The 12,138-nt window shown below is 72.2% G+C and carries 18 protein-coding genes; 12 read left to right on the forward strand and 6 right to left on the reverse strand.

The genetic code is table 11. From position 1 onward, the window contains the following. Nucleotides 1-329: 329 nt before the first annotated feature. From ACIGXM_RS22665 to ACIGXM_RS22675, 3 genes are all read left to right on the forward strand, one after another. Nucleotides 330-1,448, forward strand: a complete 1,119-nt coding sequence (locus tag ACIGXM_RS22665) for an agmatinase family protein (RefSeq protein ID WP_396563617.1) — start codon at nt 330-332, stop codon at nt 1,446-1,448. Nucleotides 1,449-1,533: 85 nt separating this feature from the next. Then, nucleotides 1,534-1,785 (forward strand): hypothetical protein, encoded by a 252-nt coding sequence (locus tag ACIGXM_RS22670; RefSeq protein WP_396563619.1) that lies wholly within the window; start codon nt 1,534-1,536, stop codon nt 1,783-1,785. Next, nucleotides 1,785-2,177 carry a type II toxin-antitoxin system VapC family toxin gene (locus tag ACIGXM_RS22675; RefSeq protein ID WP_396563621.1) on the forward strand — a complete coding sequence of 131 codons (393 nt, stop codon included), beginning with the start codon at nt 1,785-1,787 and terminating at the stop codon, nt 2,175-2,177. Before ACIGXM_RS22670 ends, ACIGXM_RS22675 begins: the two co-directional genes overlap by 1 nt. Before the next feature lie 66 nt (nt 2,178-2,243). Here ACIGXM_RS22675 and ACIGXM_RS22680 read toward each other — a convergent pair whose 3' ends face one another. From ACIGXM_RS22680 to rpmB, 4 genes are all read right to left on the reverse strand, one after another. After that, nucleotides 2,244-2,627, reverse strand: coding sequence for a hypothetical protein (locus tag ACIGXM_RS22680; RefSeq protein WP_396563623.1), 384 nt, complete (start codon nt 2,625-2,627; stop codon nt 2,244-2,246). 117 nt (nt 2,628-2,744) lie between these two features. Then, a complete protein-coding gene (locus tag ACIGXM_RS22685; protein ID WP_396563625.1) occupies nt 2,745-3,935 on the reverse strand; it encodes a CobW family GTP-binding protein in 1,191 nt (396 codons plus the stop codon). Nucleotides 3,936-3,973: 38 nt separating this feature from the next. Further along, nucleotides 3,974-4,279 (reverse strand): 30S ribosomal protein S14, encoded by a 306-nt coding sequence (gene rpsN / locus ACIGXM_RS22690; protein ID WP_396563627.1) that lies wholly within the window; start codon nt 4,277-4,279, stop codon nt 3,974-3,976. Beyond that, a complete protein-coding gene (gene rpmB / locus ACIGXM_RS22695) occupies nt 4,279-4,515 on the reverse strand; it encodes a 50S ribosomal protein L28 (RefSeq protein WP_396563629.1) in 237 nt (78 codons plus the stop codon). The genes rpsN and rpmB overlap by 1 nt, the downstream gene beginning before the upstream one ends. A 153-nt stretch (nt 4,516-4,668) precedes the next feature. Here rpmB and rpmG point away from each other — a divergent pair, with 153 nt between their 5' ends. From rpmG to ACIGXM_RS22730, 7 genes are all read left to right on the forward strand, one after another. Continuing rightward, on the forward strand, nt 4,669-4,833 hold the full coding sequence (rpmG, locus tag ACIGXM_RS22700) for a 50S ribosomal protein L33 (protein ID WP_184944103.1): 165 nt from the start codon (nt 4,669-4,671) through the stop codon (nt 4,831-4,833). A gap of 31 nt (nt 4,834-4,864) precedes the next feature. Next, complete coding sequence (locus tag ACIGXM_RS22705) at nt 4,865-5,134, forward strand: type B 50S ribosomal protein L31 (RefSeq protein ID WP_396563631.1); 270 nt, start codon at nt 4,865-4,867, stop codon at nt 5,132-5,134. A 38-nt stretch (nt 5,135-5,172) separates the two neighbouring features. Continuing rightward, complete coding sequence (locus tag ACIGXM_RS22710) at nt 5,173-6,426, forward strand: GTP-binding protein (RefSeq protein ID WP_396563633.1); 1,254 nt, start codon at nt 5,173-5,175, stop codon at nt 6,424-6,426. Between the two features lie 221 nt (nt 6,427-6,647). Further along, nucleotides 6,648-7,619, forward strand: a complete 972-nt coding sequence (locus tag ACIGXM_RS22715; protein ID WP_396563635.1) for a metal ABC transporter solute-binding protein, Zn/Mn family — start codon at nt 6,648-6,650, stop codon at nt 7,617-7,619. Beyond that, entirely contained in the window at nt 7,619-8,470 is an 852-nt protein-coding gene (locus ACIGXM_RS22720; protein ID WP_396563637.1) for a metal ABC transporter ATP-binding protein, read from the forward strand. Before ACIGXM_RS22715 ends, ACIGXM_RS22720 begins: the two co-directional genes overlap by 1 nt. 6 nt (nt 8,471-8,476) lie before the next feature. Next, nucleotides 8,477-9,400 carry a metal ABC transporter permease gene (locus ACIGXM_RS22725; protein WP_396563639.1) on the forward strand — a complete coding sequence of 308 codons (924 nt, stop codon included), beginning with the start codon at nt 8,477-8,479 and terminating at the stop codon, nt 9,398-9,400. 7 nt (nt 9,401-9,407) lie between these two features. Continuing rightward, nucleotides 9,408-10,238 carry a metal ABC transporter permease gene (locus ACIGXM_RS22730; protein WP_396563641.1) on the forward strand — a complete coding sequence of 277 codons (831 nt, stop codon included), beginning with the start codon at nt 9,408-9,410 and terminating at the stop codon, nt 10,236-10,238. A 91-nt stretch (nt 10,239-10,329) separates the two neighbouring features. On the opposite strand, the gene ACIGXM_RS22735 is transcribed toward ACIGXM_RS22730, so the two are convergent. After that, a complete protein-coding gene (locus tag ACIGXM_RS22735) occupies nt 10,330-10,839 on the reverse strand; it encodes a Fur family transcriptional regulator (RefSeq protein WP_396563643.1) in 510 nt (169 codons plus the stop codon). A 318-nt stretch (nt 10,840-11,157) separates the two neighbouring features. Here ACIGXM_RS22735 and ACIGXM_RS22740 point away from each other — a divergent pair, with 318 nt between their 5' ends. After that, a complete protein-coding gene (locus tag ACIGXM_RS22740; RefSeq protein WP_396563645.1) occupies nt 11,158-11,460 on the forward strand; it encodes a hypothetical protein in 303 nt (100 codons plus the stop codon). Between the two features lie 68 nt (nt 11,461-11,528). Then, on the forward strand, nt 11,529-11,858 hold the full coding sequence (locus ACIGXM_RS22745; protein WP_396563647.1) for an ArsR/SmtB family transcription factor: 330 nt from the start codon (nt 11,529-11,531) through the stop codon (nt 11,856-11,858). 24 nt (nt 11,859-11,882) lie between these two features. Here ACIGXM_RS22745 and ACIGXM_RS22750 read toward each other — a convergent pair whose 3' ends face one another. After that, nucleotides 11,883-12,071, reverse strand: coding sequence for a hypothetical protein (locus tag ACIGXM_RS22750; protein ID WP_396563649.1), 189 nt, complete (start codon nt 12,069-12,071; stop codon nt 11,883-11,885). Nucleotides 12,072-12,138 lie beyond the last annotated feature (67 nt).

Consider the following 12,138-nt stretch of genomic DNA (forward strand, 5'->3'; position numbering starts at 1 on the left):
CCGGCTGCCGATCCGCGGTGGGGCCGCTTGCGATCGAAACGATATCCGGCGTCACGCTAGGGCTGCCCCATCGGACCGCCAACCCCTACCCACCCCCTAGGTGACGTCCGGTAATTCGTCGCGCGCGGCGAGGGAACGGCGGCCACCGCGAATAGGGGTGAACCCGGTTCCGAATAGGGGTCAAAGGGGTCGAACAGGAGGCCGGCCAGGGTTCGGCGGATTTCCCGACCCGCCTAGGCTGGTGCCCCAGCAGAGTATGCGAACCAGTCGATGAACCAGCTGCACCAATCGAATGCGGAATGCGACGTAACGTCCACCGGGGAGATGTGTTGAACGACAAGCCTCAGACGCCCGAGCACCGCCTGGAGATCGACCGGTCGACGGCGCCCGGCCGGGAGCCGGGGCCGATCGACCTCCGCCGGTACTACGCGCACCCCGCCTACTCGGGCATCGCGACCTTCATGGGCGTTCCGTACTGCCTCAACCAGGAGGACCTGCGGGCCGGGAACGTCGACGTGGCCGTGCTGGGCATCCCGCTGGACGCCTCGGTCGGCCACCGCGGCGCGTCGTACGGGCCCCGCATGATCCGGTCCGACGAGCGCTACATCTTCAACACCCCCGAAGCGGTGATCAACGCCAGCACCCGGATCAACCCGTTCGACGTGCTGAAGGTGGTGGACTACGGCGACGCGGCCGTGGACCCCTTCAGCACGGCGAACTCGATCGGCCCGATCCGGGCACTGGTCCGGGAGATCGCCGAGGTGGGGGCGGTGCCGGTGCTGCTCGGCGGCGACCACTCGCTGCTCTGGCCGAGCGTCGGCGCGCTGGCCGACGTCTACGGCCCGGAGAAGATCGGTGTCATCCACTTCGACGCCCACCCCGACTGCCACGACACCATGTTGGGCCACCGGGTGACCCACAGCACCCCGATCCGGCGGATCATCGAGGACGAGAAGATCCCGGCCGGCAACGTGGTCCAGGTCGGCCTGCGCACCGTCACCGGCCCCGACAACCAGCTGTTCAACTGGATGCGCCGGCAGGGCATGAAGTCGCACTTCATGGCGGAGATCGAGCAGATCGGCTTCCACGCCGTCCTGGACAAGGCGATCGCCGAGGTGCAGGAGAACGCCGAGTTCGTCTACCTCTCGCTGGACATCGACGTGCTCGACCCGGCCTTCGCCCCCGGCACCGGTACCCCCGAGCCCGGCGGCCTGACCAACCGTGAGCTGTTCCCGGCCTTCCGCCGGATCTGCCACGAGACCAAGGTCATCGGCATGGACGTGGTCGAGGTCGCGCCGCACCTGGACGCCGGCTACTCCACCACGATGAACGCCCGCCGCGCCATCTTCGAGGGCCTGACCGGCCTGGCGATGAACCGCCTGAAGATCACCGGACCGAACTACCTCAACCCCATCGTCTCCGGCCAGATCAAGTTCCCCATGGGCTGACGCCCCGCCGGAAGCTGCGGCGGCCCGGCCACCCGCGCCGCCGCACCTCGACCGATCCTTACCACCGCCGGTAGGACTCGGAGGCATGAGCGGGAGCAGGAAGTACTCGATCAGCCTGCCCGAGGGCCTCGCCGAGGCCGTACGGGCTCACGTCGGCCCCGGCGGATTCTCGGCCTACGTCGCCGAAGCCCTGGAGCAGCGGGTCGCGATGGACAAACTCGGTGAGATCACGGCCGACTTCGGGACGGACCACGACGAACCGACCCGTGCCGAGGTCGAGGCCGCCCGGGCACTGCTGCGTCACGATCACCGCGCCTCTGGCGGAGCCGCCGCCTGATGGCCGGCACGCTCCTGCTCGACAGCGAGGGCCTCTCGAAGCTCTACCGCAAGGACCGCACCGTCGCGGTGTTCGTCCAAGCCGCCGCGGAGGAGGGCGTACGGGTGGCCACCAGCGCGATGACCACCCTCGAAACGGACTACGCACGCGTCCACCCGGCCCGCGTCGCGTGGATCCTCTCCCGCATCGACGTCCACGACGTCACCCGGGCGATCACCGACCAGGCCGCCGCGCTGCTGCGCCACCACCGCCTGCACGGTCACGAGTACGCGATCGACGCGGTCCTCGCCGCCATCGCCCGCACCTCCCCGGGGCCGGTGACCCTTCTCACCTCCGACCCCGACGACCTCGCTCTGCTCTGTGGCCCCACCATCCAGGTCGTCAAGGTCTGAGGGCGCCCGGCTCACGGCCGGCACCGGTTCGAGGTACCGGTTCGAGGTACCGGTTCGAGGTACCGGTTACCGCCCGGGCGCGCGGGTGCGCTGCGGCGGAGTGGCCGCGCTCCCCGCGCCCCGACACGATCCCGTCGTCTTGGTCGACGAGGTGTAGTCCTCGCGCAGCGCCACCACGGCGGGCAGCAGGTCACCGGTGCGCAGCAGGACCCGACCGTCCGGGGTGCGCACGTCCCACAGCGCGTCGCCGGCCCGGACGGCGGCGCCCAGGCAGAGCGGGCGGGTGATGTCGGTGACGTCACTGAAGGTGACCCGTTCGGCGGCGGCTGCCGCCGAGTAGGTGCGGCCCATGCACTTCACGAGCACCGCCCGGGCGCCGACCTCCTCGAAGCCCAGCACGTGGGGGACGGCGGCGGCATCGGCGTCCTGGCGGACCGGGGACTCCAGCATGAGCCCTCACTCCAGGCAATCGTTCTGAAACACAGAGTTAACTGTGCCACAGTCGCGCCGCCCGCTCAAACAGTCCGTCCGCCCCGACTCCGCCGCCCCGGGCCCAGCGGCTCGGGCTCAGGAGCCGACCGGGTCGAGCAGGTCCTCGAAGGCGTCCGGCAGCGCCTTCCACCCCGGCTCCCCGGCCGCGAGCTCGACGTCGGTGAGCAGGCAGGAGTCGAGCAGTTCGGTGATCCCGTCCGCGTCCAGCCCCTCCGCGGTGAAGCTCAGCTGCTGCACCCGGTCGCCGTGCCGGCGGTCCCAGTCGAGCGCGGCGGCGGCCCGCCGGGCGGGCGGGTAGAGCTCCCAGACGGCGTCCGGCAGCGCGGCGAGCCACGGGCCGCACTCCTCGACCGCCAGGTTGGCCCCCGCCGCGTCCCAGGCCAGCATCAGGTCCGGCCGGTTGGCCAGCCAGAACCGCCCCCGGCTGCGCTGGGCGGCCGGGACCAGCTCCTCCAGCGCCTCGTACAGCCGCTCGGGGTGCAGCGGCCGACGGCGCTCCCAGACCAGGGTGGCCACGCCCGCCTCGTCGGCCTGCTGCGGCAGCAGGGCGAGCGCCGGGTTGACCCGGTCCCGGGCGGCGGCCACGTCGAACCCGGCGAGCGCGGCGGCGCCCAGCGCGCCCGTCCCGAGCTTCACCGCCCGCACCGTCGGGTGGAGTTGGCGCAACATGGCGAGACCGGCGTGCAACTCGGCGCTCCCGGCGGCCTCCCGCGCGGCGGCGACGGCCAACACCCCGGCGTACTCGATCTGGTGGGCCAGCGCCTCGGCGAGGGTGCGCTCGTCGTCGGCGCAGGTGTGCAGCCGGTGCTCGGAGAGCTGGTCGGAGACCGAGAGTTCGGGGACGACCCGCAGCGCGTCCACGGCGGTGACCACGCCGACCACGTCCACCACCTCGTGCATGCACCGGTCGCCGGTCTCACCGCCCGCGATCACCTCGACCAGCGGGTGCGGGTCGCTGCCGCCCCACAGCTCCACCACGGCGAGGCGATGGCGGCCGGCCTCGGCGATCCGCCGCAGTTCGGGCAGCAGGTCCTCGCGCAGGGCGCAGCACGGACAGTCGTTGGTGAGCGGCACCCGGACGTCGTGCAGCGGCCCCGAGGCGTCCCGGGCCTCCCGACGGACCCGGCCCTCGCCGGCCCGGGCGAGGTCGTGGTGCAGGACCACCGCGTCCCGGTGGGCTTCGAGCAGTTCCAGGACGGCCTGGCGGCGGGCGGCCTCGTGCAGGCCGCCGACCACCACCACGGGCAGCAGGCTGGATGGGGACACCCCTTGGTCTTCCTTTCCGATCGAGTTCGGTGCCGGTGCTACCAGCTGGCCTTGCGGACACCCGGGAGGAACCCGGCGTGGGCCTGCTGTCGCAGGCCGATCCGGGAGAGGCCGAAGGCGCGCACGTACCCGCGCGGGCGGCCGTCGACGGCGTCGCGGTTGCGCACCCGGGTGGCACTGGCGTCGCGCGGCTGGCGTCGCAGCTCGGCCTGCGCGGCGGCGCGGTCCTCGGGCGTGGTGGCCGGGTTCGCGATCAGCCGCTTGAGTTCGGCCCGCCGCTCGGCGTACCGGGCGACGATCACGCGGCGCTGCTCGTTCTTGGCGATCTTGCTGCGCTTGGCCATCAGACCTTCTCCCCCCGGGCGCGCACCCGGGCGACGGCCCGCTCGATGCCGAGCTTGTCGACCGTCTTGATGCCCTTGGCGCTGAGCGTCAGGCGCACGAAGCGGCCCTCGCTGGGCAGCCAGTAGCGCTTGGTCTGGATGTTCGGATCGAAGCGGCGGCGGGTGCGGCGGTGCGAGTGCGAGATGGCGTTGCCGAACCCGGGCTTGCGGCCGGTGAGTTGGCAGTGGGCGGACATGGCGTCTCCGTGTCGACTGGGGGCAGGGCGGGAGGCCGGGCGGGGAATGCCACGACTGCCGCCGACGTTGAACCGACACTACACCAGATGAAAACGAAAACCATTACGCTAGTGTGGTGCGGCAGCCGCCGCGCCCCGCCCGGAAGGACACCCATGGCCCGCAACGAACTGCGCCCGATCATCAAGCTCCGGTCCACCGAAGGGACCGGCTACACCTACGTCACCCGCAAGAACCGCCGCAACGACCCCGACCGCCTCGTCCTGCGCAAGTACGACCCGGTCGCCCGCAAGCACGTGCTCTTCCGCGAAGAACGCTGACCCCGCCCACCCCCACCTCTGGGAGACCGCCATGAAGCCCGGCATCCACCCCGAGTACCGCCCCGTCGTCTTCCGCGACAACGCCGGCGGCCTCGCCTTCCTCACCCGCTCCACCGCCACCAGCACCCGCACCATCGAGTGGGAGGACGGCAACACCTACCCCGTCGTCGACGTCGAGATCTCCTCCGCCAGCCATCCCTTCTACACCGGCACCGCCCGCGTCCTGGACACCGCCGGCCGCGTCGAGCGCTTCCAGCGCCGCTACGGACTCACCGGCTCGAAGCCCAGCACGGCCAGCTGACCCCAGGTCGACTCCGCCGGCCACCCGAGAGGAGCGAGATGCCCCCGCAGGGCGAGCCGCCGCCACTGCCCGTCACCGTGCTCGGCGGCCTCGCCGCCGGAGTCCGCGACTGCGTCGCCGACCTGGCGCGCATCGAGACCCCCGGGGTGGCGGCGCTCGCCCTGCGGGCCCACCCCGACGGCCGGGAGCTCGCCTGGCGGCTACTGGAGCGCTCCGGGCCACTGGACGGCGGATCGGTACCGGTGGACGGCGACCGGGGGCCCGATTCCCGCCCGTCCTCCTCCCGCCTCCTGCCGGCGGCCCTGCTGCCGCTCCTGTTGCGGCTGGCTCGTGCCGGCCGCCACCGGCACCTGCTGCTCACGCTCCCGCCCGGGATGGAAGCCGACCTGGTCGCCCTCGGCCTGCTGCACGGCCAGGCACGCGGGCAGGCGCTCGCCGACCACCTGCGGATCGACACGGTCGCCGTCGCCGTCGACCTCTCCCGGACCGAGGACGACCTCAACAGCGGCGACCGGCTCGCGCGGCACGGACTCGCCCTCGGCCCCCACGACCGGCGCACCCTGGCCGAGACCGCCGCCCGGCACCTGGAGAGCGCCGACCTGGTGGTGACCGCGAGCACGAACGACCCGGACCCCACCGCCTCCGCACGCGCCGCGACACTGATCCGCCACCTCGCCCCCGCCGCCGCCACGACCCACCTCTGCCACGACCCACTGACCGGGTCACTCCGCACCTCCGACCCCGCGCCCCTGACCGGCGCGCACCTCTTCGACGCCGACCGCGCCCGGGAGCGGCACGGGCCGCTGCCCCCGCCCACCCGTCCGCCCGCGCCCGAGTACGGGGTCCGCTCCACCCGCTGGACCTCCCGCCGACCGCTGCACGCGCGACGCCTCCACGACGCGCTGGAGCAGATCTGTGCGGGCGCCCTCCGCGGCCACGGCCACCTGTGGCTGGCCAATCGCCCCGGCACCATCCACCGTTGGGAGTCCGCCGGCGAGCACCTGGCCATCCAGACCACTGGCAACTGGCTCCCGGACCACGACGACCCGGCCTGGCAGGCCGCCTCGGCCCAGCGCCGCACCTTCGCCGCGCTGCTCTGGGACCCCTACTACGGTGAGCGCCGCTGCGAGTTGACCTTCACCGGCATCGACCTCGACGTCCCCGCGCTGCACCGGCTCCTGAACGACTGCCTGCTCACCGACACCGAACTCTCCCTCGGCGCGGAGCGCTGGACGCTCTCGGACGACCCCTTCGCCGACGCCCTCGGCCCCGCGGACCTGCCGACACCCTGACGCCCGCCGGCCACCGCCCACGGGTCGCGTGCCCGCCGCTCCCGGCCGTCGACCCCGCGGTGCCGCACGCCCGGCCCGGGCGCGGCTGGCCACAGATCACAAGTTGGCAATGATTTCCATGTTGCATAGATATGAAAATCATTACCATCTAACGTGATGGCGTCACCGAGAGCCGGAGTCCGCCGTGCGGACCTGGCAGGCCGTCGCAAGGAGTACTCGTCATGTCCGTTCCCACCAAAGCCCGTTCAGCCGGTCCGCGCCGCACCCGGCCCGCACTGCTCGCCGCCGTCACCGTGCTGACCGCGGCCGCCGCCACCGCCTGCTCCTCCTCCGCACACGGCGCGAGCGGCACCGGGTCGTCCGGCGCGACGATCCAGGCGGTGGGCGCGGAGAACGAGTACTCCGACGTGATCAGCCAGATCGGCGGACAGTACGTCACGGCGACCGGGATCATGAGCAACCCGAACACGGACCCGCACACCTTCGAGGCGGACCCCAAGGTCGCGCACACCGTGAGCTCCGCCCGGCTCATCGTCCAGAACGGGGTCGGCTACGACGACTTCATGGCCAAGATCGAGCAGGCGTCGGGCAGTTCCGGCCGCCAGGTGATCGACGTCCAGAAGCTGCTCGGCCTGCCCGACTCCACCCCGAACCCGCACCTGTGGTACCAGCCGGCCACCATGCCCGCGGTGGCGAAGGCCATCGCCGACGACCTCTCCACCATCGACCCCGCGCACAAGGACTACTTCGAGGCGAACGCCACCAGGTTCGACGCCTCCCTGCAGCCCTGGACCGAGGCCATCGCCCAGCTCAAGGCCGCCTTCCCCGGCGCCGCGGTGGCGACCACCGAGCCGGTGGCCGACTACCTGCTCGACGCCGCCGGCATCAACAACCTGACGCCCTGGGCGTTCCAGGCCGACGTGATGAACGGCACCGACCCCTCGCCGCAGGACGTCGCGGCCGAGCAGGGCCTGTTCACCCAGCACAAGGTGAAGGCGTTCGTCTACAACCAGCAGGTCACCGACTCGCTGACCCAGTCGCTGCTGACCCTGGCCAAGCAGAACGGCATCCCGGTCATCGGCGTCTACGAGACCATGCCGACGCCCGGCTACACCTACCAGTCCTGGATGAGCGCCGAGGTCTCCGCACTCAAGAACGCCCTCGCCAACGGCACTTCGGCGCCGACCCTGTGATGACCGGCGACGGGACACGACACGGTGACGTCCTCTCGCTGGCGGGCGTCAGCGTGTGGCGGGGCGGCCGGCGGATCCTCGACGAGGTGGAATTCTCCCTCGGTCCGGGCGAGTTCACCGGCCTGATCGGATCCAACGGCGCCGGCAAGACGACGATCCTGCGGGTCGTGATGGGGATGCTGGCCCCCACCGAGGGCCGGATCCTGGTCGACGGCCGGCCACTGGGCCGGCGCAACCGTTCGGTCGGCTACGTCCCGCAGAAGGTGCTGATCGATCCCGACGCCCCGCTGCGCGCCCGCGACCTGGTCGGGCTGGGCCTGGACGGCGAGCGGGTGGGGGTGCGCACACCGTCCCGGCAACGCCGGCAACACGTCGAGGAGATGCTCGACGCCGTGGACGCCTCGGCGTTCGCCGACTCCCGGGTGGGCAACCTCTCCGGCGGCGAGCAGCAGCGGGTGTTGATCGCTCACGCGCTGATCAGCCGCCCGCGGCTGCTGCTCATGGACGAGCCGTTGGCCAACCTCGACATCCGCAGCGGGCAGGAGATCGTGGACCTGCTCGCCCGCATCGCGAAGGAGCAGCGGATCGCCGTGCTGCTCTCCGCGCACGACATGAACCCGCTGCTCCCCGTGCTGGACCGGGTCGTGTACGTGGCCGGAGGGCGCACGGCGGTCGGGACGACCGACGAGGTGGTGCGGACCGAGGTGCTGAGCAAGCTGTACGGGCACCCGGTGAACGTCCTGCGGGTCGACGGGCGCGTCCTGGTGGTCTCGGGTTCCAGCGTCTCGCTCGACCCGGCGCCACGGCAGCCGGGGCGCCCGGTCGCCGAGGCTTCGACCGAGGGGCGGTGAGGTGTGGTGGCAGGAGTCCTCGACGCCGTCTTCGCCCCGGGCTTCTTCGACAGCGACCCGGTGCGCACGGCACTCCTCGCCGGGGCGGTGGTCGCGGTGGTCTCCGGCGCGGTGGGGGTGATCACCGTCCTGCGCGGGCAGTCGTTCGCCGGGCACGCGCTGAGTGCCCTGGGCACGCTGGGCGGCTCGGCCGCCTTCCTGGTCGGCCTCACCCCGCTCTGGGGCTTCCTCACCAGCGGCTTCGTCGTCGCGGGGGCGATGGAACTGGTCGGCGCGCAACGGCAGCGCGGTCGCGACGTGGCGACCGGCCTGGTGCTGAGCACCGCGCTCGGCCTCTCGGCGCTGCTCATCTACTTCGAGACGATCGTCAACAGCACGACGGGGGTGACCATCACCATCCTGTTCGGCTCCCTGTTCGCGCTCAGCGGCATCACCGTGCCGGCCATGGTCCTGCTCGGCGCCGTCTGCCTGGCGGTCGTCGCCCTGCTGTACCGCCCGCTGCTGCTCAGCTCGGTCAGCTCGGAGCTGGCCGCCGCCCGCGGCATCCCGGTGCGCGCCCTGGGTCTGGCCTTCCTCCTGCTGCTGGCGCTGTCGGCGGCACTCTCCTCGGTGGCGGTGGGCACCATCCTCAGCACCGCGCTGCTGATCGGGCCCGCGGCGACGGCACTGCGGCTGACCCGCCGGCCGGCCCGGGCGATGGCACTGGCCGGCGCCATCGGGGTGCTGTCGACCTGGATCGGAGTCGTCCTGGCCTACGACAGCTACCGCTGGCCGCCGACCGGCAAGGGCTGGCCGGTGAGCTTCTTCGTGGTGGCCGTGGTCTTCACGCTCTACCTGCTCGCCGACCTCGGCAGCCGGATCCGGGCGGCACGCGCCCGCCACCGTGGCGGATCGGCGCTCACGGCACGTTCCCTGGCAACGGTGAGGTGAGGCTGGGATGTTCGCGGACTACATGGTCAACGCCTGGATCGTGGCGACCGTCGTCGCCGTCGTCGCCCCGGTGGTCGGGTTCTTCGTCGTGCTGCGCGGCTCGGCGTTCGTCTCGCACGCCGTACCCGAGGCCGCCTTCGCCGGAGCGGCCGGAGCGAGTCTGCTCGGCCTCAACACGGTTGTCGGCCTCGGCGTGTTCGCACTGGGTGCCTCACTCGGCATCGGCCTGCTCGGTCGGCGGGGCCGCCACGACGTGGTGACCGCCCTGGCGCTGGCGATGCTGCTCGGCATGGGATCGCTGTTCCTCAGCTGGAGCACCGAGTACGCCCCCGAGATCTACTCGCTGCTCTTCGGCGAGGTGCTCGGGGTCAGCGGCAACGAGATCGGGCTCACCGCCGTGCTCGGCGCCGGCTGCCTGGGCGCGATCGCCCTGCTCTACCGGCCGCTGCTGCTCACCTCGGTGGTGCCCGAGATCGCGGCCGCCCGCGGCATCCGTGGCCACCGCGTCGAGATGGCCTTCCTGGTGGTCGTCGCGCTGGCCACCACCACGGCCGTGCCCGTGGTCGGCGCGCTGCTGATGTTCAGCCTGATGGTCGGCCCCGCGGCCGCCGCGCGCTGCCTCACCGACGAGCCGCTGCGCACGATGGCCCTCTCGGTCGTGATCGCGCTGCTGACCGTCTGGTCCTCGATCGCCGCGGCCTACCAGACCAACTGGCCGATCGGCTTCTTCGTTACCGCGCTCGCCTTCGGCAGCTACCTCCTCGCCCATGCCGTGCGCTGGGTGCGCCAGGTGTACCGCAGGAGCCGGGCACCGCTTCCGGCCGGAGCCTCGGCCTGACGGTCCGTGGGGAGCCGGCCGGCTCCCCACGGACCGTTCCGGTCGCGCCGGCGCCACCGGTGGCCGGAGTGGTGGTCCGGGTGCCCCGGGATCAGTGGGCGGGTCGGCCGTCATCGGCGGCGGCGAGGCAAGTCGTGCAGACACCGGCCAGCTCCACGGTGTGCCGCACGTCCGCGAACCCTGACTCCTCGGCCACCTGGTCCGCCCAGGTCTCGACCGGGCCGGAGTCCACGGCCACGCTCAGCCCGCACACCCGGCAGATCAGGTAGTGCCGGTGGTCGGCGCCCGGACGGTAGCGGAACAGCCGTTCGCCGTTGACGTCCCGGACGACGTCGGCCCGGCCGGCGTCGGCGAGCGCGGTGAGCGTGCGGTAGACGGTGCTCAGCCCCACCCGTGACCCCCCGGTCAGCAGACCGGCGTGCAGGATCTGGGCGCTGACGAAGCCCTCACTGCCCATCAGCGCCTCCAGTACGACGGTGCGCTGGGGAGTCGGCCGCCCGATCGACGCGAACTCACCGGACGGCGTGCGGCCGGCCGCGCCGGTTCGCTCCGCCGTGCGGCCGAGGGACGGGGCCGGCACGGAGACGTCGGTGTCGTTCACGTTCCTCCCCGTTCCGGCGTCGCGGTCGGCACGAGTCGGGCGGGATGCCCGCGAGCCTTACGGGGCACGGCAGCACGCATGGTGTGGAGTACTCCTCGGGAACCTGCGGCCCCGGCAGGAGGGGCCCACTACGGCCCACGCTAATCGGAAACGATTTTCAAAACCAGAGCAGGACGGCATCGAGTTGCGCGCCGCCCTGGAAACCCGACCCGATCGGAGCACCCCCACGCCGACCGCCACGTCCCGCACTTCACACATGCACAGATCGCCATATGCTAATGTCCATTCTTGTCAGGCACCGAACAAGGAGGCACGCGCATGTCCGCCACCGTCGAGCACCGGCCGCACCCCGACCACGCCCACACCCACGGCGAGGGCTGCGGCCACGTGGCCGTACCGCACGGGGACCACGTCGACTACGCCCACGACAACCACCTCCACCGCGCCCACGGGGACCACGTCGACGAGTGCGCCAGCACCGGACACGTGACCCACGAAGGCCACCAGCACGAGCACGGCCCGGACTGCGGTCACGTCGCCGTGCCGCACGGGGACCACACCGACTTCATCCACGACGGCCACCGCCACGCCGCCCACGAGGGCCACTGGGACGACCACTGACCGATCGCTCTCCGCGAGCGTCCGAGCACGGACAAGTGAAAGTCGTTGTCATATGCTAATTTCCGCATATGACAACGACTCCTCCGGACGACGAGGCCAGACCGGACCTACAGGCCGCCAGCGAGCTGCTGCGCGCGCTGGCCGCCCCGGTCCGGTTGGGCATCGTGCGCGAGCTGGCCGACGGCGGCAAGCGCGTGCACCAACTCGTCACCGCCCTCGGCGTGAGCCAGCCCCTGGTCTCCCAGCACCTGCGAGTGCTGCGGGCCTTCCGGATCGTCACCGCCCATCGCCAGGCCCGCGAGATCGAGTACACCCTCACCGACGGCCACATCGCCCACATCGTCCTGGACGCGATCCGGCACGCCCAGGAGTCCGGCACGCCCAGAGCGGAACGGTAGGGCCGCGCACCGGCGCGGCCCGGGTCAACCGCCGGAGCGCAGCCGCCGATGGCGCTCCCACAGGTCGGGCCGGTCGTCCTTGCCGAAGTACCCGGCGAGGAGCAGTTCCAGGAGAACGCCCTCGACCTCGGCCGCCACGCCCCGCGCTTCGAGCTGTTCCTCGACGCGCTCCTCCGGGGCCTGCCGGCGCGGGAACCAGGCACCGAACGACACCGGGAAGCCCGGCCCGCTCCGCGATCCAACCCTCCGGCGCCTCCGGCGGGTCCTCGATCCCCGGAGC

Source organism: Kitasatospora sp. NPDC052896, assembly GCF_044547075.1.
In the GTDB taxonomy this organism is placed as follows: Bacteria; Actinomycetota; Actinomycetes; order Streptomycetales; family Streptomycetaceae; genus Kitasatospora.